Annotated in this window: 18 protein-coding genes; 4 read left to right on the top strand and 14 right to left on the bottom strand. The window is 59.4% G+C overall.

Features of this window, described 5'->3' with window-relative positions; genetic code table 11:
* Positions 1 to 260: 260 nt before the first annotated feature.
* The 4 genes from J8I82_RS14820 to J8I82_RS14805 form a co-directional block, all read right to left on the bottom strand.
* Complete coding sequence (locus tag J8I82_RS14820; protein WP_209758651.1) at positions 261 to 1,973, bottom strand: TRAP transporter large permease; 1,713 nt, start codon at positions 1,971 to 1,973, stop codon at positions 261 to 263.
* On the bottom strand, positions 1,970 to 2,512 hold the full coding sequence (locus J8I82_RS14815) for a TRAP transporter small permease subunit (RefSeq protein WP_209758649.1): 543 nt from the start codon (positions 2,510 to 2,512) through the stop codon (positions 1,970 to 1,972). The genes J8I82_RS14820 and J8I82_RS14815 overlap by 4 nt, the downstream gene beginning before the upstream one ends.
* Positions 2,513 to 3,135: 623 nt before the next feature.
* Complete coding sequence (locus J8I82_RS14810; protein WP_209758647.1) at positions 3,136 to 3,759, bottom strand: TetR/AcrR family transcriptional regulator; 624 nt, start codon at positions 3,757 to 3,759, stop codon at positions 3,136 to 3,138.
* A 296-nt stretch (positions 3,760 to 4,055) separates the two neighbouring features.
* A complete protein-coding gene (locus tag J8I82_RS14805; RefSeq protein ID WP_431831552.1) occupies positions 4,056 to 5,759 on the bottom strand; it encodes an AMP-binding protein in 1,704 nt (567 codons plus the stop codon).
* A gap of 221 nt (positions 5,760 to 5,980) precedes the next feature.
* Here J8I82_RS14805 and J8I82_RS14800 point away from each other — a divergent pair, with 221 nt between their 5' ends.
* Entirely contained in the window at positions 5,981 to 9,415 is a 3,435-nt protein-coding gene (locus tag J8I82_RS14800) for an adenylate/guanylate cyclase domain-containing protein (RefSeq protein WP_209758645.1), read from the top strand.
* 41 nt (positions 9,416 to 9,456) lie between these two features.
* Here the strand turns inward: J8I82_RS14800 and J8I82_RS14795 are convergent, their stop codons facing one another.
* The 9 genes from J8I82_RS14795 to J8I82_RS39085 form a co-directional block, all read right to left on the bottom strand.
* Positions 9,457 to 12,966 (bottom strand): pyruvate carboxylase, encoded by a 3,510-nt coding sequence (locus J8I82_RS14795; RefSeq protein WP_209758643.1) that lies wholly within the window; start codon positions 12,964 to 12,966, stop codon positions 9,457 to 9,459.
* 158 nt (positions 12,967 to 13,124) lie between these two features.
* On the bottom strand, positions 13,125 to 14,516 hold the full coding sequence (gene bcaP, locus J8I82_RS14790) for a branched-chain amino acid transporter BcaP (RefSeq protein ID WP_284183075.1): 1,392 nt from the start codon (positions 14,514 to 14,516) through the stop codon (positions 13,125 to 13,127).
* Between the two features lie 593 nt (positions 14,517 to 15,109).
* Entirely contained in the window at positions 15,110 to 15,880 is a 771-nt protein-coding gene (gene gloB / locus J8I82_RS14785) for a hydroxyacylglutathione hydrolase (protein ID WP_209758641.1), read from the bottom strand.
* 14 nt (positions 15,881 to 15,894) lie between these two features.
* Positions 15,895 to 17,178, bottom strand: a complete 1,284-nt coding sequence (gene gshA / locus J8I82_RS14780; RefSeq protein WP_209758639.1) for a glutamate--cysteine ligase — start codon at positions 17,176 to 17,178, stop codon at positions 15,895 to 15,897.
* Between the two features lie 104 nt (positions 17,179 to 17,282).
* The gene (locus J8I82_RS14775; RefSeq protein ID WP_209758637.1) at positions 17,283 to 17,678 is read right to left on the bottom strand and encodes a VOC family protein; all 396 of its coding nucleotides are present in this window, start codon (positions 17,676 to 17,678) and stop codon (positions 17,283 to 17,285) included.
* 16 nt (positions 17,679 to 17,694) lie between these two features.
* Entirely contained in the window at positions 17,695 to 18,027 is a 333-nt protein-coding gene (locus J8I82_RS14770) for a ribbon-helix-helix domain-containing protein (protein WP_245179763.1), read from the bottom strand.
* A gap of 48 nt (positions 18,028 to 18,075) precedes the next feature.
* Positions 18,076 to 19,644 carry a GMC family oxidoreductase gene (locus tag J8I82_RS14765; RefSeq protein ID WP_209758635.1) on the bottom strand — a complete coding sequence of 523 codons (1,569 nt, stop codon included), beginning with the start codon at positions 19,642 to 19,644 and terminating at the stop codon, positions 18,076 to 18,078.
* A 104-nt stretch (positions 19,645 to 19,748) separates the two neighbouring features.
* Positions 19,749 to 20,354, bottom strand: a complete 606-nt coding sequence (locus J8I82_RS14760) for a twin-arginine translocation signal domain-containing protein (protein WP_209758633.1) — start codon at positions 20,352 to 20,354, stop codon at positions 19,749 to 19,751.
* Between the two features lie 81 nt (positions 20,355 to 20,435).
* On the bottom strand, positions 20,436 to 20,750 hold the full coding sequence (locus J8I82_RS39085) for a c-type cytochrome (protein WP_280907040.1): 315 nt from the start codon (positions 20,748 to 20,750) through the stop codon (positions 20,436 to 20,438).
* 557 nt (positions 20,751 to 21,307) lie between these two features.
* Here J8I82_RS39085 and J8I82_RS14750 point away from each other — a divergent pair.
* From J8I82_RS14750 to panB, 3 genes are all read left to right on the top strand, one after another.
* Positions 21,308 to 22,492: a pyridoxal phosphate-dependent aminotransferase gene (locus J8I82_RS14750; RefSeq protein WP_209758629.1), complete on the top strand. Its 1,185-nt coding sequence runs from the start codon at positions 21,308 to 21,310 to the stop codon at positions 22,490 to 22,492.
* A 61-nt stretch (positions 22,493 to 22,553) separates the two neighbouring features.
* The gene (locus tag J8I82_RS14745; protein ID WP_209758627.1) at positions 22,554 to 22,982 is read left to right on the top strand and encodes a PaaI family thioesterase; all 429 of its coding nucleotides are present in this window, start codon (positions 22,554 to 22,556) and stop codon (positions 22,980 to 22,982) included.
* A gap of 84 nt (positions 22,983 to 23,066) precedes the next feature.
* Positions 23,067 to 23,957, top strand: coding sequence for a 3-methyl-2-oxobutanoate hydroxymethyltransferase (gene panB, locus J8I82_RS14740; RefSeq protein WP_209758625.1), 891 nt, complete (start codon positions 23,067 to 23,069; stop codon positions 23,955 to 23,957).
* 84 nt (positions 23,958 to 24,041) lie between these two features.
* On the opposite strand, the gene J8I82_RS14735 is transcribed toward panB, so the two are convergent.
* The gene (locus tag J8I82_RS14735; protein ID WP_209758623.1) at positions 24,042 to 24,992 is read right to left on the bottom strand and encodes a LysR family transcriptional regulator; all 951 of its coding nucleotides are present in this window, start codon (positions 24,990 to 24,992) and stop codon (positions 24,042 to 24,044) included.
* Between the last annotated feature and the right edge of the window lie 76 nt (positions 24,993 to 25,068).

The following is a 25,068-nucleotide window of genomic DNA, read 5'->3' as shown; positions in this document are numbered from 1 at the left end:
TGACCATGACCCGAACCGGACTTTAGGAGCTTCTGACCACCGCAACACCCCATTGATCTATAGAAGCGGATCAATGGTCGTACCTCATAGTGAAACCGACGATTCGGTACCGGCAGAGCCGCCCCATGACGCACGCCCTCAATTATGACAAGGCGATCGCTCGCGGCTAAGCGATGACCCTGCCCGAACAGCATGGTCCAACTTTGTCCGGGCCACCTCCGAATGCTGATGACCGGGACAAGAGGCGATTCGTCTAATCCTTACTTTTTCTCATACTCAAACTGCGGTGCCGCCGGCTCGGCCGGAGCCGCTGCGCCCGGCAACTCCAGTGTCCCTGGAGAAGACGCCGGCTTCTCAGGCTCACCGCCAAGCGGAATGGTCACCTCCGCCCCGGTGTTATGGTGCAGCGATCCCTTGTCGAGGAATGCCGTCACCATGCCCGGCCAGAACATCACGGCCAGCACCATCACCATCTGCAGGCCGACCCAGGGCAGGGCGCCCCAGTAGATGTCGGAGCTCTTCACTTCCTTCGGCGCGATGCCGCGCAGGTAGAACAGCGCGAAGCCGAACGGCGGGTGCATGAACGAGGTCTGCATGTTCACGCACAGCATCACGCCGAACCACACGAGCGCCGCGGTGGCCGCGGCTTCGGGGTTGCCGCCCATCGAATCGGCCACGACCGGAGCCAGCACCTTCACTGCCACCGGGGCCAGCATCGGCACCACGATGAACGCGATCTCGAAGAAGTCCAGGAAGAACGCCAGGAAGAAGATGAACAGGTTCACCACGATCAGGAAGCCGACCCAGCCGCCCGGCAGCGAGGTGAACAGGTGCTCGACCCATGCGCCGCCGTCCACGCCCTGGAACACCACCGAGAAGCAGGTGGAGCCGATCAGGATGAACACCACCATCGCCGTGATGCGCGCCGTCGATTGGTAGGCTTCGACGATCAGCAGACGCAGGTCAGTCATCTGGCCCGCGCGGATGACCAGCCACAGGATGACCAGGTACATCACCGCCAGCGGGATGCGGAACACATGCGAGCCAAAGGCAAACACGCCCACGGCCGCGGTGATCAGCGTCGCGGCAATGCCGATGCGGTAGATGATGCGATCGGTGCTGGTGAAGGCCTTGTCGCGGATCACCGCGAGCACCAGCGCGCCGACGGCACCCATGGCGCCCGATTCGGTCGGCGTGGCGATGCCCAGCATGATCGTGCCTAGCACCAGGAAGATCAGCACCGCGCACGGGATGATGCCGCGCAGGCACTTGGCCCACAGCGGCCAGCCGCGCAGCGTGCGCGCTTCGGGGGGGACTGGCGGCAGCCAGTCGGGCTTGAAGCGTGCCAGGAAGAACGTGTACAGCGCGAACAGCGCGATCTGCACGACTGACGGGCCCCAAGCGCCCAGGTACATGCTGCCCACGTCGGCGCTGCCGGCAGGCGTCTTGAGCTGGTCAGCCAGGACGACGAGCACCAGCGACGGCGGCACGAGCTGCGTGATGGTGCCCGATGCCGCGAGCACGCCGGTGGCGTACTTCATGTTGTAGCGGTAGCGCATCATCACCGGCAGCGAGATCATCGCCATGGCGATCACCTGCGCGGCCACGGTGCCCGTGATCGCGCCGAGGATGAAGCCGACGATGATCACCGAATAGCCAAGGCCGCCACGCACCGGGCCGAACAGCTGGCCCATGGAGTCGAGCATGTCCTCGGCCAGCCCGCATTTCTCCAGGATCGCGCCCATGAAGGTGAAGAACGGAATCGCCAGCAGCAACTCGTTGGCCAGCACGCTGCCGAACACGCGGCTCGGCACGGCCTGCAGGAAGCTCAGCGGGAAGTAGCCCCAGTGAATGGCCAGGAAGCCGAAGGCGAGGCCGACGGCGGACAGCGAAAATGCGACCGGGAACCCGATCAGCATGAACAGCACCAGGCCGCCGAACATCATCGGCGGCATATATTCCAATGGAATCATTGCACCGGCCTCTCGTATTTCGATTCGATACGCACCAGACCTTTGAGGGCGGCAAAGCGCTTGATCAGTTCAGACACCCCCTGCAGCGCGAGCAGGGCGAAGCCGACGGGCACCACCAGCTTGATCGGGTAGCGCGGCAGGCCGCCGGAATTGCCCGATTGCTCGAGGATGCGCCACGAGGGAAGAAATAGGGAATCCCAGGACAGCCACGTGAACAGCACGCACGACGGCAGCAGGAACACGACGATGCCGAAGATGTCGATCCAGTGCTGCGCGCGCTCCGAGACGTTGCCGTAGAACAGGTCGACGCGGACATGCTCATTGCGCTGGAAGGTGTACGAGGCGCCGAACATCACGGCGATCGCAAACATGTACCACTGCAGTTCGAGTGGCCAGTTGTCGCTCAAGTTGAAGCCATAGCGCAGGAGGGCGTTGCCGGCACTGATCAGGCACGACAGCAGGATCATGATGTTTGCAAGCCTGCCCGTGTGCTGATTCAACCTGTCGATCTGCCGCGACAGACCAAGCAAGTAGTTCATCGGTTGTTGTCTCCCCGTACCTTGTTACTCGTAGTCGCTAAAGCGACTCTAGTTATGGCAAATCCAACACGTTCTAACAGTGTCTCTTCACGCTGTTATTCTGAACATTGGCCAAACCGACGCAATCAGTGCCGTTTACGACAAACGTGGCGGTATGGACTGGTGTATCTCGCTAGCCCACCGAAGCGGGCAATGGAGTTCCACATTTCGTGGGGGTATTCTCGCCGACGGCAAGATTGCCATTGAGCGCTCCTGCACTGCGTGCGCGAGCGGTGTAGGCTGGAGGAATGATTCGACTTCGCGCTCTATCCCACGACTTCCCAGCGCGAAGGCTTCATCATCAACATCGCCAGGATGACAAGCGCCGCACCGCCGAATGGAGGGTCGCATAGAAGAAGGTTAGCTCGGGGACGGTAATCCGAGTTTGCTCGACAGGCAATGAGCCTTGCGACGTCCTCGCTATTCACACTGGTGAAAGATGGCCGCTGCCCGAACTACAATCGGGCAATCGCAAGGGTGTCTTGTCGACATGCTTGCACTGGGAGTTGGGAGTAGCAGTATTCTCATCGTCTTTGTGAATGCAACCCCAGGCGACGTCAAGCAATTCTCCCATGTATCCCGTGCTATTTCTTGCGATAGATCGCCTGGAAGCACTCCTCCAGGATATTTTCCACATTGACTGACAAGATCTTCAGTCGACCAGTCTTCAGCATCAGCAAAATGCCAAAAATCCATGACGCGCCGGCAACAGCCAGTTCGTGCTTCACCTCAGGCCCGGCGATGCCGTCTGCCTCCATAGCCTCTGCAACAGCAGCATAGACACGCTTCAGGCGTACGTTGAGTTCTCGGTTTAGCTCTTTGCCAACGCCAGCTGGCTGAGCGCCTCCATAGAGATAGAAACCGAGGTCAAACTCAGCGGGACGGTCCCGAAAATAGACATACCAGGCTCGCAGAGCTGCTTCGGCCTGTCTCCCGGGCGGCCCTGCTTTGGCGCCCCCTTCAACTGCCTCAGCCATATCGCTCAGCGACTCGCGCAGGATGTCGGCGTAGACCTCCTCCTTGTTCGTATACTGGGCGTAGATGGCACCTGTTGTGCAACCGGCAGCCTTTGCAATCTCGCGAACCGAAGCGCCCGGCAAGCCAACCTCAACGAACACTCGCTTCGCCGCATCACGGATCAGTTCACGCCGAAAGGCACTAAGGGCGGCCTTGCGGCGTACGACTTCCGTTTTCCCCTTCTCAGGCATCCTGCACTCGTCCACTGTTATTCTCCGCAACTATCCATCCGACTCACGGCGATAACCTGGACGACCGTCCGGCTTGCCGAAATGATACGGAATCGACACCCCTCATGAGGTGATGTGCGGCTGGAAGCCACTGAAGGTACTGTCTTGGTGGGTGGCCGTCAAGTCACCGCCCACCAATTGGATTTTCGACGCCTCCCAGCTGAGGTCACCACGTAGTCAAGGGAGCTTCGCTCACGCAATTCACCTGAGGACAGAAACCGGGGGACTCCCCAGTCCTGCCCCACCCTGCCTTACGCTCAGGCCGTCTTCTCCTCTCTAAGCCCCAGTTCGACACTCATGGCATCGCGCATCATGAACTTCTGGATCTTGCCGGTTATCGTTAGCGGAAAGTTGTCGACGAACCGTATGTAGCGCGGAATCTTGTAATGAGCAATTGCGCCGCGGCAGAAGGTCCTGAGGTCGTCCTCGTTGCACGTCTCCCCCTCCTTCAGTCGAATCCAGGCGCACAGCTCTTCGCCGAACTTGGGGTCAGGGACGCCAAACACATAAGCTTCGCTTACCTTCGGATGCCGATGGAGGAATTCCTCGATTTCGCGAGGATAGATGTTCTCGCCGCCTCGAATCACCATGTCTTTGATTCGGCCGGTAATATTGCAATACCCCTCAGCATCTATGGTCGCCAAATCGCCGGTGTGCATCCACCCGGCATCGTCGATTGCCTCGGCAGTTTTCTGGGGGTCGCCCCAGTAGCCGCGCATGACCGAATAGCCCCGCGTGCAGAGTTCCCCCTGCGTGCCACGCGGAACGATACGTCCGAGTTCGTCCACGATCTTCACCTCGACATGCGGATGGATACGGCCGACGGTGGATACGCGCCGCTCAAGAGGATCGTCTCGTGAAGTCTGAAGACTAATTGGACTGGTCTCCGTCATGCCGTAAGCAAACGTGATCTCCTGCATATGGAGGTCGTCGATGATTCTCCGCATGATTTCCACCGGACACGGCGCCCCAGCCATGATGCCGGTACGGAGGGAAGACAGATCGAATTTCGCGAACTCAGGATGCTCCAGTACAGCGATAAACATGGTTGGAACACCATGCAAAGCCGTGCACTTCTCAGCTTCGATTGTCTCGAGCACCGCGAGCGCGTTAAAGGCCTCGCCCGGGATGATCATCGCGGCTGCATGCGTGAGGCAGGCGAGGTTGGAAAGGACCAGACCGAAGCAGTGATAGAAGGGCACAGGGATGCACAACCGGTCTTCCGCACTAAAGCCCATAGCACGGCCACAGAAGTAGCCGTTATTGAGGATATTGTGATGCGTCAGGGTGGCGCCTTTAGGTGCCCCGGTTGTACCGCTCGTAAACTGAATGTTGATGGCATCGTCGATGCTGAGCTTCACATCAGGCGGCGGAATTTTCTCTCCTCGTTGGCACACCGCATCGAACGAAATCATGCCAGGCGAGGGTTGGTCGCAGATCTGGATGATCGTGCGAAGCTCGGGGAACTTTTGCAAGGTTAGTTGTCCCGGCGTACCCGTGGCAAGTTCTGGCGCTAGGTCATGCAACATGCCAACGTAGTAACTCGACTTGAATGACGTGGCCGTGATGAGCGCTGCGCAGCCAACCTTCTGCAGTGCATATTCGAGCTCTTGCGGGCGGTAGGCCGGGTTAATGCAGACGAGTATCAGACCAAGCTTTGCCGTCGCGAACTGGGTCACTACCCACTCTGCATTGTTTGGCGACCAGATCCCGATACGATCCCCTGCTACCAGTCCCAGTTGCGCCAATCCGCTTGCAAACCGATCCACAACATCGGCCAGTTCCCGGTACGTCCAACGAATGCCCTGAGACCTCGACACCAGCGCGAGCCTATCCGGATGCTCCCCTACCACCGTGTCGAAACACTCGCCAATCGTCATGCCAAGTAGTGGCGTAGCCGACACTCCGCTGACGTAACTTGGCGCCGCAGTCTCTTTTACGGGCTGAGCAATACTCATCATCTCCTCCATGGAACCCAAAACCATCACACGTTCTTTATATATAACAGTGTTACGTGTTTCTTTCAAGTGCACGGCCCGGGAGACAATCACCCTCTGGCAAGTTGGCGGAATGTTGTCCAGAGCTACGGGTGGATGGAGGTTGAAAAATGCCTTTTTCGCCACCATCACGCCAAAACGAATCGCCTAAAGTACTAGGCGGAGGTGCATGTTCGGAGGGTGTCATGCGCTGCATAAATTGCGGAACCGAGAATCCCGCCGCCGCCAGATTCTGCAGAAGCTGTGGCACCAAGCTAGCGACCCCCTTCCCGGCCTGCAGCCATTCCGAGGACAAGTTCTGTGGGGAATGCGGCGCACCTCTTTCAACCACTCATGAAGGACCGGCCGACGCGCATCAAGGGCCCCTCCTCTCCCCGATTCACTACACGCCAAGCCACCTGGTAGCGCGCATCCTGGCCGAGCAAGCGGCCATGGAAGGCAGTGGCAGCGACGCGGGGGAACGCAAGACCATCACCGCCTTGTTTGCAGACATGGCAGGATCCACGGCGCTGATCCACGATCTGGATCCCGAGGAAGCGCGCCGGCTGATTGATCCCGTAATTGCCCTGATGATGGAGGCCGTCCATCACTATGAAGGCTACGTGGCCAAATCCCTTGGCGACGGCATATTGGCCCTGTTTGGTGCGCCCATTGCCCACGAAGACCATGCCCATCGGGCCTTGTGTGCTGCGCTGAGGATGCAGGAAGCCATGCGCTGCCACAGCGACCGGATCCGCCTCGAGCAAGCCATACCGCTCCAGATTCGGGTCGGCATCCATACCGGGGAGGTGGTAGTACGCTCCATCCGTAAGGACGACTTGCGCGCGGACTACGATCCGGTCGGGCACACGATCCACATCGCTTCCCGGATGGAGAGTATCGCAACGCCCTCTTCCATTTTGGTGAGCGCACCGACATGCAGGCTGACAGAGGGCTATTTCGACTTCAAGGCTCTTGGGACCACGCAGGTGAAGGGGATCCCGGAACCGCTTGCCGTGTATGAGGTGCTGCGCCTCGGGACGCTACGCACACGGCTGCAAGTGGCGCAGCGCCGCGGACTGGCCCACTTTGTCGGACGACAAGCAGAATTGAAGCAATTGCACCGAGCACTGGAACTGACGATGGCCGGACGGGGCCAGATCGTCACCGTGGTCGGCGACGCCGGGATTGGCAAGTCGCGCCTGTTCCATGAGTTCAAGGTGGTCTCGCAGCAGAGCTGTATGACACTCGAGACGTTCTCGGTCTCGCATGGCAAGTCCTTCGCGTACCTGCCTCTCATCGAGCTGGTGAAGAACTATTTCCAGATCCAGGATCAAGATGAGGAACGGAAGCGCCGTGAAAAGGTAGCTGGCAGGATGCTGATGCTGGACCGCACGCTAGAAAACCTGCTGCCTTACCTGCTCTACCTGCTCGGGATCAACGACACAAGCTCGGCGTTGTCAAACATGGATCCGCTGATAAGGCGCCAGCGCATCTTTGAAGCAATCACGCAGCTGTTCTTGTGCGAAAGCGCCAACCAACCACTTGAACTTGTGTTTGAGGACCTGCAATGGCTCGACAGCGAAACTGAGGCGTTCCTTCAGATCCTTATCGAGAAACTGCCAGCCGCGAAGATTTTGCTGCTGCTGAACTACCGGCCGGAGTACCGGCACGAGTGGGGCCAGCTGGACGGCTACACCCAGATCCGACTCGATCCGCTTGGCCAGGCTGAGGCGGGGGAGCTGCTGACGGCCCTGCTGGGCGACCATCCCTCGCTTGAGGCCCTCAAGCCACTGATTCTGGAAAAGACTGAAGGTAACCCGTTCTTCATAGAGGAAGTGGTGCAGACACTATCCGAGGAAAAGGCACTCATAGGAGAGCCAGGCCACTACCGTATTGAGAGGACACCAATCGCCATCCATATTCCGACCACGGTGCAGGCAGTGCTGGCGGCGCGCATCGACCGTCTTCCGCGCGCCGAGAAGGACCTGCTGCAGAGTCTCGCGGTCGTCGGCAAGGAATTTTCCCTGAGCTTGATCGAGCGGGTCATTGGACAACCCGAGGACATCCTACGCCCGCTCCTGGCCCGCCTAGAGGCGAGCGAATTCATCTACGAGCAGCCAGCGTTCCCAGACATCGAATACACCTTCAAGCATGCGCTGACACAGGAAGTTGCCGGTAGCACTTTGCTCACGGACCACCGGAGTGCGCTGCACGAGCGCACGGGCCAGGCCATCGAAGCGCTCTTCCCTGATCGACTGATGGATTATTGCAGCGAGCTGGCACGGCACTATAGCCTTAGCGGCAACAACCCCAAAGCTGTCGAGTACCTGCATTGCGCGGGGCAGCAAGCCGTCCAGCGATCCGCCTACCGGGAGGCAATCCACCAGCTCAGCGCAGCCTTGGAATTGCTGAAGCGCCAGCGCGAAACCCCGGCCCGCGCTCGCCAGGAACTCTCCCTGCAGCTTGCTATCGGGCCCGCATTGATTGCGGCCAGAGGATTTGCCTCACCGGAAGTCGAGGCAACCTACAGCCGGGCTCTGGCGCTATGCGGCGAGCTTGGCGATACACCGCAGATTTTTCCGACTCAAGTGGGACTGCGTACATACTTCTCCCTTCGGGCCGAACACGCGAAGGCATACACCGTAGCCAAGAGCCTTGTCGGGGTAGCTAAGCGTGCGAGCAACCGGGAGTGGCTCGCCGATGCGCATGTCTCTATTGGCACCACCTTGTACTTCTCCGGGAGGTTCAGGACCGCAGACTTGCATTTGAAGCGAGCACTTGCCCTCTACCTCCCGGAGCCTCATCAGCATCACCCCAATTTCCACGGCGTGGATCCGGAAGTCCGCACCCTCTCCGTAGCGGCCCTAGTACTCTGGTTCCTAGGCTATCCGGATCAAGCGCGAATGCGGGGACAGCAGGCGATTATGCTTGCGCAGCAACTGTCCCATCCCTTCAGCCTTGCGCATGCGCTGTGCTTAGCGGCGGAACTCCACCAGTTTTGCCGGAATCCACGGCTCACGCACGATTACGCAGACGCCGCGGTTGTACTCTCGACCGAGCAAGGCTTTCCCGTCTGGGTCGGCTGGGCATCGGTGCTTCGAGGCTGGGCACAGGCCGCGGGGGGACAACCACAAGAAGGCATCGCCCAGATGGAAGCCGGGATTGCCTCGTTTCTCGCCACGGGCGCTAGGTTGGGACATTCCCACTTCCTAGCGCTATTGGCCGAGTCCTACGGACTTCTGGGGCACGTCGAAGCCGCGCAGCGCACCCTCTCAGATGCCAAGACAATGGCGCATACCAGCGGCGAGCGCTATTGCGAAGCGGAATTGCATCGGATTGAGGGGCAACTCGCATGCAATGCGCCCTCCGCTGGTTCCGAAGACACCGAGCGGCATGCCATAGCGCAAGCCTGTTTCGAGAAGGCAATCTCAATTGCCCGCCACCAGGGTGCAAAGTCCCTGGAGCTACGGGCATCCCTCAACATGGCGCACCTGCGGAAACGACAAGGAATGATCCACGCAGCCAAAGATGGACTGGCCGAAATCCTTGGTTCACTTACCGAAGGCGGGGACACGGCAGACTTGTCCGAAGCTACCCTTTTGCTCGATTCCCTTGGTCAGAGCGGGTCAGAGAAGTAAGCTGCACGCCGCCCGCTATGGCCTTTCAACGAGATCTTGCTTCATTGCGCAGGCTTCAATTCGATGAGCAGATCCTTCGCTGCTATCCGGTCACCCTGCTGCACATGCACAGCAGCAATCTCGCTGTCGCGCTCGGCAGCGATGTGGGTTTCCATCTTCATGGCTTCCAGCGCGATCAGCGTTGTCCCTGCCGCGACGCGTTGGCCCGGCTGGACTGCGACGGTCACGATCGAGCCCGGCATCGGCGCGGCGATATGCAGCGGATTTTCGGGATCGGCAACCGGACGGCTCTGGCGTGACGTGCCGGCCTGCACGGTGCTGCGCTGCTCGATCGCCGCCGTGCGCGACTGCCCGTTCAGTTCGAACTGAACCTTGATGTTGCCCTCTTCGGCGTCGGCATGCATGCCCTGCAGCGATACCAGCAGCGTCTTGCCCGGCTCGATGTCGATGCCCACTTCTTCCTGGGGCTGCAGCCCATACAGATAGGCAGGCGTCGGCACCACCGAGGTATCGCTGTAGGTGCGCACGTGCGCGTGATAAGCGATGGCCTGCTTGGGATACATCAGGTACGACGCCAGCTGGCGGTCGTCGACGGGCTGTTCGCAAGCCGCGCTGGCTTCGGCGCGCGCTGCGTCGAGGTCAACCGCCGGAATCTGGTCGCCCGGGCGGTAAGGCGCCGGCGGCTCGCCGCGCAGCACCTTGCGCGACAGGGCTTCCGGGAAGCCGTCTGGCGGGAAGCCCAGCTCGCCCTTGAACAGCGAGACCACCGATTCAGGAAACGCAATGTCCTTCGCCGGATCGCAGACGTCGGCCGCGCTCATATCGTTGGCCACCATCATCAGGGCGAGATCGCCGACCACCTTGGACGTCGGCGTCACCTTGACGATGTCACCGAACAACTGATTGACATCGGCGTACGCACGTGACACCTCGGTCCAGCGATGCTCGATGCCAAGCGAGCGCGCCTGCTCGCGCAGGTTGGTGTACTGGCCACCGGGCATTTCGTGGCGATAGACATCGGCCGTACCCGCGCGGATTTCCGATTCGAACGGCGCGTAGTAGCGGCGCACGCCTTCCCAGTACATCGACGCCTCGTGCAGCCGCTCCAGGCTCAGTCCGGGGTCGCGTTCGCTGCCGGCCAGCGCCGCCGCGATGCTCGACAGGTTCGGTTGCGAGGTGAGTCCGCTCATTGCATCCAGCGCACCATCCACCGCATCGCAGCCCGCCTCGATCGCAGCCAGCGCGGACGCGGCCGAGATGCCGCTGGTGTCGTGGGTATGGAAGTGCACGGGCAACCCGGTCTCTTCCTTGAGCGCCTTGACCAGCGCGGCCGCGGCCTGCGGACGGCAGATGCCCGCCATGTCCTTGATGCCCAGCACATGCACGCCGGCCTGCTTCAGCTCGCGCGCAATGCCGACGTAGTACTTCAGGTCGTACTTGGGACGGGAACCGTCGAAGATGTCGCCGGTATAGCAGATCGCGCCTTCGCACAGCGCGCCGCTTTCGCCCACGGCATCGATGGCCACGCGCATATTGCGCACCCAGTTCAGGGAATCGAACACGCGGAACACGTCCACGCCGGCGCTGGCGGCCTGGCGCACGAAGAACTTCACCACGTTGTCCGCGTAGTTGGTGTAGCCCACCGCGTTCGAGCCGCGCAACAGCATCTGGAACAGGATGTTCGGCACCCGCTCGCGCAGTTGCTCAAGACGCTGCCACGGGTCTTCCTTCAGGAAGCGCAGCGCCACATCGAACGTCGCGCCGCCCCAGCACTCCATCGAGAACAGCTGCGGCAGTTCGCGCGCGTAGAACGGTGCGATCGGCAGCATGTCGGCGGTGCGCATGCGCGTGGCGAACAGCGACTGGTGCGCGTCGCGCATGGTCGTGTCGGTCAGCAGCACCTGCTTCTGCTCGAGCATCCAGCGCGAGAATTTTTCCGCGCCGAGCTCGCGGAGCACGTCGCGCGTGCCGGTGGGCAGCGGCGCAGTTGCGTCCACCGCGGGGAGGACCGGCGCGGGCAGCGGCAACGACGGCAGCGAGCGGCCGGTCATTTCGGGATGGCCATTGACGCAGACATCGCCGAGATAGTGCAGCAGCTTGGTCGCGCGATCCTGTCGCTTGGTGAAGGCGAGCAGTTCGGGCGTCTTGTCGATAAAGCGCGTGGTGACGCCGCCGGCCTTGAACGACGGATGGTTGATGACGTTCTCGAGGAACTGCAGGTTGGAGGCAACGCCGCGGATGCGGAACTCGCGCAGCGCGCGGTCCATGCGCCGGATCGATTCAGGAGCAGTGGGCGCCCAAGTCGTGACTTTGACCAGCAAGGAGTCATAGTACGGCGTTATCACGGCGCCGCCGTAGGCCGTGCCGGCATCGAGGCGTACCCCAAAGCCCGCTGCACTGCGGTAGGCAGAGATCCTGCCGTAGTCCGGCAGGAAGCCGTTCTCCGGATCTTCGGTCGTAATTCGGCATTGCAGCGCATGGCCGTTCAGAGAGATCTCGGACTGGAACGGCACGCCCGCGGCACGCACGACGATATTGCCCTCCGCGTCACGCCTATTCTCGGTCATGCCGATATAGCCGCCTTCTGTGATGCGGATCTGCGCCTTGACGATATCGACGCCGGTGACCATCTCGGTGACCGTGTGCTCCACCTGGATGCGCGGGTTGACCTCGATGAAGTAGAACTGCCCGGAATCGGCATCCATCAGGAACTCGACCGTGCCGGCATGCGTGTAGCCGACCGCGCGCATCAGCCGCATCGCCGCGTCGCACAGGGCCGCGCGGCCGGCGTCGTCGAGGTAGGGGGCGGGGGCGCGCTCCACGACCTTCTGGTTGCGCCGCTGCACGGTACAGTCGCGTTCAAATAGGTGCACAAGGTTGCCGCGGGTGTCGCCGAGGGCCTGCACCTCGACATGGCGCGCGTTTCGCACCAACTTCTCGACATATACCTCATCGTTGCCAAACGCGGCCAGCGCCTCGCGCCTTGCGGCTGGCAGCAGCGTTTCGAGATCCTGTTCATTCTCCAGCATACGCATGCCGCGTCCGCCGCCGCCCCAGCTCGCCTTGAGCATCAGCGGATAGCCGATGCCGGCTGCCAGGCGCTTGCACTCGTCCTGGTCTTGCGGCAACGGGTCGGTGGCCGGCATCACCGGCACGCCCGCCTCGATCGCGGCGTTGCGCGCCGCGACCTTGTTGCCGAGCTTGCGCATGACGTCCGGTGACGGGCCGATCCACCGGATGCCGGCATCCATCACAGCCTGCGCGAAATCGGGGTTCTCCGAGAGAAAGCCGTAGCCCGGGTGGATGGCGTCAACCTTCGCCTGGCGCGCGATGCGCAGGATGTCTTCAATATCGAGGTAGGCTGCCAGCGGCTTCTTACCTTCCCCGACCAGATAGCTTTCGTCAGCCTTGAACCGATGGAGCGCCAGGCGGTCTTCCTTCGAATAGATCGCCACCGTCCGGATATTCATCTCGGACGCAGCGCGCATCACGCGAATCGCGATCTCGGATCGATTGGCAATCAGCAGGGATTTGATGGGAGCGTAGTCCATGGGGGCACAGAAAGAAGGAAGCTGGTCTTGCAAAATCAAAGCCGGGCGCATCTCGAAGACTGTTGGGCGGGTTGCTCAGAGCGCCGTTATCTTGGCGTCGTGGCATCATCCTGCCGTCGCCCAACATGATGGTCATCCAGCGCGACGCCGTTCTTGGCTTAGTCGTTAAGTTTGGAATTCAAACGTGCGTAAAGGAAATAAACCAGAATTCCGATCGACATCCAAATAGCGAACGCCACCCACGTATGCAGACTCAAATACGCCATCAAGGTGACGCAAGATGCTATTGCCATAGAAGGCACGTACGGCACGCCGGGGCAACGAAATGCCCGTGGTAGATCCGGCCGCTTACTTCGCAGCACGATGACGGAAATTGATACTAGGCAGAATGCGGCTAGCGTCCCGATATTCACCAACTCAGCAAGCACATGCAACGGAACAAACGCCGCGATGAGCCCAAAAATGACCCCAACAAGCCATGTCGTCAGGAACGGGGTTCCGTATTTCGGATGCACCTTTGATAGCGGAGCTGGCAAAAGGCCGTCTCGTGACATAGCGAACGTAATCCGCGTCTGCCCATACGACATTACGAGAATAACCGTCGTCATTCCAAGAATGGCGCCCAAATCTGTGAATCCTGCGACCCATGATTCACCGGCATACTTCAAGGCCAATGAGATTGGATGATCAACGCCCATGAACTTTTGATAGGGCACGATTCCGGTCATGATTGCGGACACAACCACGTACAACAGGGAGCAGACGGCCAACGATCCGACAATACCGATTGGCAAATCTCTTGCAGGGTTCTTTACTTCTTCTGCGGCCGATGTCACTGCGTCGAATCCGATGAACGCGAAGAAAACAAGAGCGGCCGCGCTGAGGACACCCGTCCCGCCGAATGGTGCAAAGGGTTGCCAGTTTGCGGGCTGGACATGGCGTGCTCCAACCGCGATGAACAGCAGCACCACTCCAATCTTGACGAAAACGAGGAAGTTGTTAAGTTTTGCCGACTCACGGATACCAAGCGCCAACATGAAAGTGACCACAAGCATGATGACTAAAGCTGGCAAATTGATCCAGGTAGTCACACCGGGTATCGCACCGGGAGCGGCAGTCAATGCAGTGGGGAGAGATACTCCAAATCCGGAGAGCAATGACTGGAAATAGCCCGACCATCCGACGCTCACGGTGGACGAGGCTAGCCCATACTCAAGCATCAGATCCCAGCCGATCAGCCACGCAATGACTTCGCCAAGCGTGGCATAGCTATACGTGTAGATCGAACCGGCAACCGGCACCGTCGAAGCAAACTCGGCATAGCAGAGTCCCGCGAAGCCACAAGCGATCGCTGCAATGACGAAAGACAACGTCAATGCCGGCCCAGCTGTCAGCGAACCGGTTCCAGTGAGCACGAATATGCCGGTTCCGACAATAGCACCCACCCCAAGCATGATGAGATCAAGCGGTCCAAGGACTTTCTTTAATCCGCTGTGGCTTTCGCCTGCCGAGATCATTTCGTCCAGGCTTTTTGTTCTAAAAATACTCACACTATCTCCTGTGTGGACTATCTGAATAAATTGGAGTAGCACGGCACATGTGTTGCAAACCTATCGCTCACACGATTGACTGCAATCGCCGGATGTCCTTATAGCGGGTAAGTTTATGACTCTTCCCGTAGAATTCGATTGTCTATAAGGCGATAGATCAAGGCGCAACAGCATTGCGTGCTACTCTTCTCCCAACTGAAAGAACTTCGTGCCACATCGAGGCTGCGCTGGCTAACCTCGCTCCACGCAACCTGACCAGGCTGATACCGCGTTTGCGAACAAGCTGCGCGACATTAGAAAGAGCCGTTTTATGCACAGTTCGCGCCACCATTGAGGCAAGATCACGCCCCTCCACATCTGGCTGGGCACATACAGCAATCAGCGATGGGGCCAAGTCTTCGCCCCCCCCCGTGGCAAAGCGCTTCATATCGCCTACTCGAGGGGACCTTCTATGTCAGCTGATTCATTCGGGGAACGGCAGCCTGGAAGGCTGCAGAAGCTCAGGCCGAACAGGTTAGACGCCGCCAGGCGGCCTAACAGGGAATATTTGTGGCAACCAGAGCCATCGCAAACGGTCGAATAGTGCCGCCACGTCAAAACTCGTCCTTCCACTTCCGTAGCGCAGCAAATATCCCGACGTCCCCATCGGTCCCGGGCGCACGATCGATAACCGCGGCTCGAACACTGTGCTGCCGCGTACGCAGAAATGGGTTCACGAGAAGTTCTGTTCCCAGCCGGGCGGGTAGTGTAGGTATGCCCTCGACACGTAGGCGCTCGCAATGCTCGGCGTAGCTGAGAATATCCTGATTGATTGGCTCTACTGCCAACGCAAAGCGAAGGTTGTTGAGCGTGTATTCATGCGCACAGCAAACTTGAGTATGCGGCGGCAGTCGCGCCAGCTTGTCCAGCGAAGCCAACATCTGCTCCGGCGTGCCTTCGAACAGCCGCCCACAACCTGCGGAGAACAGAGTGTCGCCACTGAATAACAATGGGTTGCGTGGGCATTCGCTGCTGAAGTACGCGATATGACCGGCAGTATGCCCCGGCACCTCAATGACTTCGAACTCCAGGCCAAGGACGCTGATTCGGTCACCCTCCTTGACACGGCGAACTGGCTCCGGGAGCGGTTCATGATACGGTCCGTAGACTTCGGCGCCGGTAGACGCTCGTAATGCATCCACTCCCCCCGTATGATCTCCGTGATGGTGGGTGAGCAGCACACCCTGCAGGCGCAGATTTGTCTGCTTTAGATAGCGCTGCACTTCAATGGCATCGCCAGGGTCCACCACCCAGGCATACTGCGCGTCATGCAGCAGCCAGATGTAGTTATCGTTGAAGGCCGGCAACGGCAATAGCGTCAGCATGCGAGGGCTTCCGGTTAGGCGACGTCGAGAATTGCTTGCGAATCGCGGTCGGTGTATTCGAGCTCGCTACTCGCCGCCAGTGCGGCAAGCCTGGCAATGACGCCATAGGCATAAAAGCGGCCGGTAGCGCCTCGCAGGGATTGGTGGCTCATCGCTTCGAACGCCACCGGCACGAAATTCGCGCCTGGCGCATTCAGATTCTCGTCTCTGCCTCGGCCGGCGTTGGCTCGGTAGAATCCGCCGACCACCTCGCTGCCGATCATGTAGGCAACAGGCTCGGCGGTAGCACCATGAATGCTCTCAAGCGTCGGCACGCCTTCCTGGACGAGTACGCTGGACACCCGCTGACCGTCCTTGACGACCGCCATCTTGTTCCGTGTCCGCCTGTTCAATTTCTCCAACTCCTTGGCGTCGCGCACCGTCATGATGCCCATACCATAGGTCCCGTTGTCAGCCTTGACCACCACAAACGGCGCATCGGTTACGCCGTGCTCCCTGTACTTACGGCGGATACTGGCCAGCAATTCCTCAACAACGACCTGCAAATGATCCGTCCCAGTGCCCTCGGCGAAATTCACCTCGCATTGCATGTAAAGCGGATTGAATAGCCACGGATCTAGGCCAAGGACCTTGCCGAATCGGCTGGCAACCTGCTCATAGGCACTGAAATGCCGACTCTTCCTCCGGCGATACCAGCCTGCGCTCAGTTGGGGCAGCAAGCATTGTCCGTGCAGGCCTTCAAGAATGGCCGGGACACCGCCACTTAGGTCGTTGTTAATCAACACGACGCACGGATCAAAGTTGGCAAGCCCCAATCGGCTCTGCGTTCGCACTACCGGCTCTAGCGTGACTCGTTGCCCCTCAGACACCTCCAACGAGGTAGGATGGGTGATCTCAGGGTTCACGGTACCGACGCGCACATCAAAGCCGGCCAGCGAGAGCACCTGCTGCAGTTGCGCTATGTTGCGCAGATAGAAGAGATTTCGGGTATGGTTTTCCGGCACCACCAACAATCTTCGGGCACTTGGGCATGCCTTGGTAAGGGTGGCCGCAGCGACGCGCGCCGCCAGCGACACCATTGGCGGCGTCAGATTGTTCCAGCCACCGGGGAACAGGTTGGTATCTACTGGCGAGAGCTTGAAACCGGCGTTGCGCAGGTCAACCGAACTGTAGATTGGTGGCGTATGTTCAATCCACTCCTGGCAGAACCAGCGTTCGATTTCGTGCTGGCTGGCCAGGATTTTCTTCTCGATGTCGGACAGCGGGCCCGAGGGGGTGATGCAAGGATGGGGGATCATGGGCAAACCGCGTGGCACAGCCGAAAGCGAGCAAAATGCTGCGCCGCTGCCAGACGCGATGACGTCATACAGCGGCCTTTATCACTACAGTTTCAAAAAGTAGTTCATTGGTAATGGCCGTGCCGCTCCAGCACCTCGATCTTGTAGCCGTCGGGGTCCTGGATGAAGAAGAAGCGTGCCAGCAATTTGTCATCGGCCTTGAACTCCTTCACGGCGAGTGGCTGATACCCTGCCTCTATCAGTTCGGCATGCCGGGCAGCAACGTCATCGACCACTACTGCCACATGGCCATAGCCATCGCCGTGGCTATAGGGCTCTTCTCGGCCTTTATTCCAGGTCAGTTCGATCTCGCCTTCGCCCTTGTCGTTGCGCAGGTAGACCAGTGAGAAGTCCGAAAAGTCCAGTCTGTGCGAAGGTGTCAGGTCCAAAACCTCGCGATAGAACTTGAGCGAAGCGTCGAGGTCATGGACGCGAATCATCGTATGGATAAGCTTTGCCATCGTTGTTCGATAGAGATTAGTGAGTAAGGTGCGAAGCCTCCGGCACCGGCAAGGCAGGTACCTCGGTTAGCCCGGCGGCGGCGCCATCGCACTTGCGCCGAAGGAAACGCAGGCAAGTCACCCTGAGGAAGGAGGTGAAGTTCTGGACGTCGCCGCGGTGCCTGAGAATCTCGTCATGAAACTGCACGATCAGTGCGTTGGTCGTCATCCCCTCGTCGGCTGCCAGGGACGAGAGCGTGTCCCAGACAAAATTCTCCAGTCGAATACTGGTGCGCACACCATGAATGCGCACTGAGCGCGTGCGCGATTCATAGAGAATCGGGTCAGCGGTGACAAAGAATTCACACATCGCGTGTCTCCAGGTTGTTGAGTACTGGCCTCTACAGCGCTTAGACGCTCAGATAGTGCGTCGCGTCATCTGCGATGCAATATAGTCCGCCTGGCGTATCGCTAGGGCGACGATGGTCAGTGTCGGATTCTCAGCGCCGCCCGTAGTGAACTGGCTGCCGTCGCTGATGAAGAGGTTCGGGATATCGTGAGTTTGGCCCCACTTATTGCATACGCCATCTTGCCGACGGGCGCTCATACGCGCCGTCCCCAGATTGTGCGTCGACGGGTACGGCGGTGTCCGGTTCGTCTTGACCGCGCCTACGGCGTTGTAGATTGCCTCCGCCTGGGTATAGGCATGGTTGCGCATGGCAATATCGTTCTCGTGGTCATCGAAATGCACGTTGGGTACGTAGTTGCCAAACTGGTCCTTCACGGCGGCGTTCAGGGTCACACGGTTGGTTTCGCGCGGCATATCTTCGCCAACGATCCACAAGCCCGCCAGATGGGTATATCGATCCATCCACCAAGTGAAGTCGGATCCCCAAGCGCCCGGATTAAGGAAGGCAGCCATAAATGGGATGCCTAGCGAAAGGGTCTCCATCTCGTAGCCACCTACGAAGCCGCGAGCTGAATCGTTGCGCGCCTCGTCGCGAACGACACCGGCCATGGTGGTGCCGCGGTACATATGTACCGGCTCATTGAAAGCAGCATAGACTGAGCCCGTGGTGTGACGCATGTAATTGCGCCCAACCTGACCAGACGAGTTGGCCAGACCATCCTTGAACATGTTCGACGCCGAGGCTAGCAGCAGGCGCGGGGTTTCGATGGCATTGCCCGCCACACATACAACGCGCGCCTGCTGCCGATGCTCCTTGCCGTCCTGATCAATGTAGACCACCGCGTTGGCACGGCCTTTGGCGTCATGCTCGATGCGGGTTACATGGGCCTGGGTACGCAACTCGAACTTCCCGGTCGCTTCAGCTTCCGGCAATTCCGTGTATAGGGTGGACCATTTGGCGCCACTCTTGCAGCCTTGGAAGCAGAACCCCAGTTGCATGCATCGGGCTCGCCCGTTGCGTGGCCGGCTGTTGATCGCCATGTTGCCCGTGTGCACTTCCTTGTAGCCGAGCTTGGTGGCGCCGCTGTACATCACCTTGAAGTTATTGTTGCCGGGCAGCCCAGGGATGCCGTGGGTGCGTGTGACACCCATCTTGTCCTCCGCCTTGTCGTAGTAGGGCTCCAGTTCCTTGAGTGTCAGTGGCCAGTCGAGGAGGTTTGCTCCGTTCACGCCACCGTAGACTGTGCGTGTGCGGAACTCGTGCTCCTGGAAGCGCAGCGAAGCGCCAGCCCAATGAGTACTGGTGCCTCCCACGGTCTTACAGATCCATGCAGGCAGGTTCGCGAAATCATTGGCGACGCGCCAGTTGCCCGAGGTCGTGCGCTTGTCCAACCAGGCCAGTTGGCTGAATGACTTCCATTCGTCATTGATGAAGCTGGCGTTGGACTGTTTGCCACCTGCTTCGAGGACCACCACCTTGATCCCCTTCTGGCATAACTCGTTGGCGAGCGTTCCCCCTCCCGCACCTGATCCAATAATGACCACGACGGAGCTGTCCTTGTAGTCAAACTTTGCCATGCATGTCTCCTTAGCAAACGCCAGCGCTCTGCTGCGTTTCTCTTCCATTCCAGGCGATGCCGCCATGGATCGATTGTTTTGGGATTGGGACGCTGCTATCTGCTTCAGCCTAGGTACGGTTGCGGGCTGGCGTCAGCTGGGGGATTTGGCAGCCACTGTAGATCTTGGAAGCCGCGCACGATATAGCCGCCCTTCTCCCACGCGGAGCCGGGATAGCCAAACGTGACGAAAGCCATCTCGTTGTCATAGAGCGAGGTCACACATTTGCCTCGGACGGTATTGAAGAAGGGGCTGCCCTCCAGTGACTTCACCGCCGCCAGCCGCTCGCCGCCTTTCGCCTGGAGGAAGCTTCCGCCAGCCGCACGGTTCAGCGAGGCAATGCCGTCGCGAAGTTGCGCGGCCAGCTTCGGATCGGCTGCTGCAGCGGCATCGAGGTCCTTAGCCAGTAGCGCATACGCGGCATCAGGCAACTTTTCGTGTGGGAACAGGGCCCGCCCCATCTGCAGCAGCGTATCTCCCTCGTCCTTGTTGAGCAGTTTGAGTTCAACCGCCCAAACATTGGACGGAGCCAGCAGCGCCAGTGGGCTGCCGATGGCGAGCGTTCCCATCAGAACGCCAGTGCCTTTGAGCAGGCTTCTACGCGTGAGTGCGATGGACTGCTTGGAAACGTTGGCGCTGTTGTCGGCTTGCGCAATCGGGATTGTTCGCATGAGGCTGTTCTCTGGGGAGGAAAAGTGGCTGTGGCAAATTGGGTTCGTCCTGGGATCATCAGGGCGAGTGGGGCACCTTTGCTATTTCTCCGACCCAGTAGAGAGTACCCACTCCGCGAGCACCTTAGCGTCTGCGTCCGATAGCTCTTTCTGCGGTGGCATTTCCAGCGAACCCCATTTGCCCTTACTGCCGGCCCGAATGCTCGTGGCCAGCTTGGTCGGGTCCATGCCTTTGTACTTTGCTGCCACTTCGTTGTATGAGGGGCCAACCAAGCGCGTAGTCATTGCGTGGCATCCCAGGCACGCGTTCTGCGAAGCGAGTGCCTGCGCACGAGCGACATCGACTGCAGCATGCGCGCCTCCTGTCGCCAAGATCACAGGCACGGCTGCAAGCATGGTGCGTTGGAACAAATTCGAAATCCGAAGCGTTACACGCCTCGCGGTCGTGGGGGAGAAGGTCATGGGGCGTCTCCATATGATGGTCGATACCCGTCCGATGCGGGTTCGCGCACACTATAGAGAGTTGTGACACCGAGCGGGTCACAGCCCGTTATTCACAGGGGAAACCCCACCTCGGCCCATAGTGGCCTCGGATAAGGTCCGGAACTCCGCATACCAATACCAAGAAGAAGGTACTGCTCGGGACTGTGAGGCTCCCAGGCGTTGACCGAACAAGCGCGGTGCCTCCCACCGCCGGCAATTGTCAGTGAGGCAGTGCCGCTATGGTTCGCCTTGAGGACAGTTCCCGAAGCCAAGATTGTTACGCAGCATGCAAAACATCTTTCTTTTAAGCGCTATTGCCTCCTCCGCATGCCGCCGTGACAATCCCCGGTCGACCAACGCGCGCGAGCGTCTGACGTTGCGGCATTCACGCTGCCTAGGTGAACTGAGGGCCCCCGTGGTATCCCAAGCAAGCCAGGTGAGGGCTGCGCATTTCCGGATGGAGATATTCGATGAAAATTTCGAGGCGTGCATCTCGTATCGAACCGTTCTACGTGATGGAGGTAGCCAAGGCGGCCACACAGCTGGCTAACGCCGAGGCCGCCAATGCCAGACCGATGATCCATTTGACCATCGGTGAGCCAGACTTCACAGCGCCGCCGTTGGTCCAGGAAGCGGCGGTACGGGCAGTGCGTGCCGGCGTCACGCAATATACGGCTGCCGTTGGCATGGAGGCCTTGCGAGAACGGATCAGCGACTGGTATACACAGCGCTTTGGCGTCAATGTCCCAGCGCGGCGAATTGTCATCACCGCGGGGGCCTCGGCGGCATTACAACTGGCGACCATGGCGCTGATTGAGGCCGGTGACGAAGTACTGATGCCGGATCCGTGCTACCCATGTAATCGCCATTTCGTCATCGCAGCCGAAGGGCATCCCGTACTCGTACCGACGACTGCCGCCGAGCGCTATCAACTGAGCGAGGCACAGGTTCGTGCGAACTGGGGAGAGAAAACTCGCGGCGTGTTGCTGGCCTCCCCGTCGAATCCAACGGGCACATCTATTCACCCGGAAGAACTCCAGCGCATCCATTCATTTGTTCAATCAAATGGGGGCATTACGTTACTGGACGAAATCTATCTCGGATTGAGCCACGACCGCGCCTTTGGGCAAACCGGCCTGGTGCTCGACGATAGCGTCATCAGCATCAACAGCTTCTCGAAGTACTTCTGCATGACGGGTTGGCGATTGGGCTGGATCGTTGCACCAGAGCCTTTGGTGCCGGTACTTGAACGATTGGCACAGAATTTCTTTCTCTGCCCGAGCGCTGTCGCGCAGCACGCGGCACTGGCCTGCTTTGAGCCAGAAAGTCTCGCGGAGTATGAGCGCCGTCGAGCAGAGTTCAAAGCTCGACGAGACTGGTTCATCCCTGCTCTGCAATCGATCGGCTTCAACATCCCGGTGGAACCGGATGGAGCGTTTTACGCGTGGGCCGATTGCTCAGCGTGGTTGGAGGCGTGGGGACTCCCCAGCAGTTGGGATTTCGTGTTTGAGGCGATGAGGCGCACCCATGTCGCAATCTCGCCGGGTCGTGATTTCGGCAACGCCGATGCCGCGCGGTCCGTGCGGTTCTCCACGGCAAATTCTATGGAAAACCTTCAGGAGGCAGTTGAGCGACTCAGCGCTTTCCGGCCCTGAAATCGTTAGCAATTTGACGGACCGCCTCCCGGTTGTCCGGGAGAGCGCCTCGGAGATACCAATGCACGACATCCAACAACGAGTTTCTGAGAGCTTTGATGCCCAAGGCCTAATGAAGACCCTTGGCGCTACGCTTGCGTTCGTTGGGGACGGCGAGGTACATATCGCCTTACCCAATGCTAAGCAGCTATCTCAGCAGCATGGCTATGTTCATGCGGGCGCAGTCGCCAGCATTGTTGACGCCGCATGTGGCTATGCCGCGTTGACAAGGGCGCCAGAAGGCTATGGCATCGTCACCGCCGAATACAAGGTCAATTTCCTACGTCCGGCGCTTGGCGATCACTTTCTGGCCGTTGGAAGAGTGCAAAGTTCGGGGAAATTGCTCACGGTCTGTACCGGAGAAGTCCGGCAGTTTTTCGATAACGGATCCTCCTACAAGGTAGTCGCTCTCATGCAAGCCACCACCGCCACTGTGAGCGACGTGCAGTAGCGGCAGGCTTTGGCAGGAGCCGTGGTCGGTTCGCCCTGACCCTCGTTCTCTCTTCCGTTGCTAGCTTTCAGATAGGTTTAATAAATGAACCCAAATCAACCCACACCCTCAAGCGACGCAGCTGCACCTTACGGCGCGAGTGGAAATCCGCTCAATCCCAAGCGCAAGAAGATCACCACTACGCGAATCTCTGAGATGCTTGGCTCTGGTGAGAAGATTGCGGTCCTCACGGCCTACGACGCGACGTTCGCAGCAGTTGCGGACGCCGCTGGCGTCGATTGCATCATGGTCGGTGATTCTTTGGGCATGGTGTGCCAAGGCAAGACAACCACAGTTGGTGTCTCGATGGAGGAGATGCGCTATCACACCCATTGTGTGTCCCAGGGCCTCGCTCGCTCAGAGGGCGGCGCGTTGATTATCGCGGACCTCCCTTTCGGCTCCTATCAACGATCCCGCGAGCAAGCAATCGCATCCGCGGTAGAACTGATGCAGGCTGGAGCCAACATGGTCAAACTCGAAGGAGGTGGTTGGACCGTCGAAATTGTTGACTTCCTTGTAGAGCGTGGGATTCCCGTCTGTGCGCACCTTGGCCTTACTCCCCAAACGGTATCTGCTCTTGGCGGCTATCGAGTCCAGGGCCGCCAAGAGGATTCCGCGGCCCAGATTCGAGGTGACGCAGCCGCGCTAGAGGCTGCCGGTGCATCGATGATGGTCTTGGAAATGGTTCCCGCCCAACTCGCCCAAAGCATTAGCAATGTGATGACATCTTGCGCCACTATCGGCATTGGCGCCGGCAGTGGGACTGCGGGACAGGTGCTTGTCATGCACGATATGCTCGGGCTGAATCTGGGACGCATGGCGAAGTTTGTACGGAACTTCATGCGAGACGCCGATGATGTGTATGGTGCGTTTTCCGCGTATGTGGCAGCCGTCAAGGAGGGCTCATTCCCAAACAACGACCAACACGCGTGGTAACGACCAGTTGAACGTGGCGGCCGGCGGCCAAGAAGCCGGCGCCTCCGCTGTCATATGCGTGCGTCCCGCCGGCCCGTCTTGAACTTAGTATCGCCTACTATCGATGAAGCGTACGTCGCGCTCGATTTCAGGTGCCATTCGTTCACCGACGAAGTCGAGCCAGGCTCGAGTCTTGGCTTCCATGTAGTGCCTGGAAGGCATCAGAGCAAATATCCCTATGTCTGGCGAGCGCCACGGCGCAAGTACGCGCTTCAGGTGACCAGATCGAATCGACTCAATTACGCTGAATAGCGGCAGCAATGCGATTCCCATGCCGGCTTCCGCGACGGCGCGCAGAACATCTGGGGTATCGGCGATGCACGGCCCTTTTGGAATCATTTCATAGACTTCGTTGCTTGGTCCGACAAGGTTCCATGTTGGACTCACCGAAGGATTGACCGCCTGCAGGCAAGGATGGTGCATGAGGTCAGTCGGCTTTTTGGGCGTCCCGTATTGCGACAAATAGGCGGGCGAAGCACAGAGCACCGAGAAGGTTGTTCCCAAGAGGCGCGATACGAGCCCAGAATCCGGCAACCTCTCTGCCACATACAGACTTACATCGGTACCCCGTGCCAGTAAGTTTGGAAGGTACTGGGACGTGCTGTACTCAACCTGAATGTCCGGGTAGCGGCGGATAAACTCAGGCAGCAGTGGCACGACGTAGTGCTGGCCGAAACTGAACATGCATTGCAACCGCAGAGTCCCACTCGGGGCAATCGCGGTGCCGGAAGCCTGTGCTTCCGCCTCGGCTACCAGTGCAAGGACCTCGCGGCAGCGCTCCAGGTAGTCGGCTCCGATGCCTGTCAGTGATCGCTGACGGGTCGTGCGATGGAGTAGCTTGGCGTTCAAGCGCTTCTCAAGTTCCCCAACCAAGCGTGAAACCTGAGAAGTGGTCAGCCCCAGCTGCTCAGCCGCCAAGGAAAAGCTACCGGCTTCAACGACACAGACGAAGGCACGCATGGCGTGGAAAACGCCGTTGTCGAGATTCTTACGCATGACGCAAAAACGATTGTCTCATTTCCGTATTGTTTCTCTCAGCCTGGACAAACACAATCCCCTTGTTTTCCCCCGT

The sequence above is a fragment of the Cupriavidus consociatus genome, assembly GCF_017814975.1.
In the GTDB taxonomy this organism is placed as follows: Bacteria; Pseudomonadota; Gammaproteobacteria; order Burkholderiales; family Burkholderiaceae; genus Cupriavidus; species Cupriavidus consociatus.
Note: the sequence above shows the minus strand (reverse complement) of the source record. Positions and strands in the feature narration are given on the sequence as shown.

Bases quoted from the DNA above. Each gene is read 5' to 3' on its own strand.
- J8I82_RS14820 (WP_209758651.1), bottom strand. From the start codon at position 1,973: ATGATTCCATTGGAATATATGCCGCCGATGATGTTCGGCGGCCTGGTG.
- J8I82_RS14815 (WP_209758649.1), bottom strand. From the start codon at position 2,512: ATGAACTACTTGCTTGGTCTGTCGCGGCAGATCGACAGGTTGAATCAG.
- J8I82_RS14810 (WP_209758647.1), bottom strand. From the start codon at position 3,759: ATGCCTGAGAAGGGGAAAACGGAAGTCGTACGCCGCAAGGCCGCCCTT.
- J8I82_RS14805 (WP_431831552.1), bottom strand. From the start codon at position 5,759: ATGATGAGTATTGCTCAGCCCGTAAAAGAGACTGCGGCGCCAAGTTAC.
- J8I82_RS14800 (WP_209758645.1), top strand. From the start codon at position 5,981: ATGCGCTGCATAAATTGCGGAACCGAGAATCCCGCCGCCGCCAGATTC.
- J8I82_RS14795 (WP_209758643.1), bottom strand. From the start codon at position 12,966: ATGGACTACGCTCCCATCAAATCCCTGCTGATTGCCAATCGATCCGAG.
- gloB (WP_209758641.1), bottom strand. From the start codon at position 15,880: ATGCTGACGCTATTGCCGTTGCCGGCCTTCAACGATAACTACATCTGG.
- gshA (WP_209758639.1), bottom strand. From the start codon at position 17,178: ATGATCCCCCATCCTTGCATCACCCCCTCGGGCCCGCTGTCCGACATC.
- J8I82_RS14775 (WP_209758637.1), bottom strand. From the start codon at position 17,678: ATGGCAAAGCTTATCCATACGATGATTCGCGTCCATGACCTCGACGCT.
- J8I82_RS14770 (WP_245179763.1), bottom strand. From the start codon at position 18,027: ATGTGTGAATTCTTTGTCACCGCTGACCCGATTCTCTATGAATCGCGC.
- J8I82_RS14765 (WP_209758635.1), bottom strand. From the start codon at position 19,644: ATGGCAAAGTTTGACTACAAGGACAGCTCCGTCGTGGTCATTATTGGA.
- J8I82_RS14760 (WP_209758633.1), bottom strand. From the start codon at position 20,354: ATGCGAACAATCCCGATTGCGCAAGCCGACAACAGCGCCAACGTTTCC.
- J8I82_RS39085 (WP_280907040.1), bottom strand. From the start codon at position 20,750: ATGCTTGCAGCCGTGCCTGTGATCTTGGCGACAGGAGGCGCGCATGCT.
- J8I82_RS14750 (WP_209758629.1), top strand. From the start codon at position 21,308: ATGAAAATTTCGAGGCGTGCATCTCGTATCGAACCGTTCTACGTGATG.
- J8I82_RS14745 (WP_209758627.1), top strand. From the start codon at position 22,554: ATGCACGACATCCAACAACGAGTTTCTGAGAGCTTTGATGCCCAAGGC.
- panB (WP_209758625.1), top strand. From the start codon at position 23,067: ATGAACCCAAATCAACCCACACCCTCAAGCGACGCAGCTGCACCTTAC.
- J8I82_RS14735 (WP_209758623.1), bottom strand. From the start codon at position 24,992: ATGCGTAAGAATCTCGACAACGGCGTTTTCCACGCCATGCGTGCCTTC.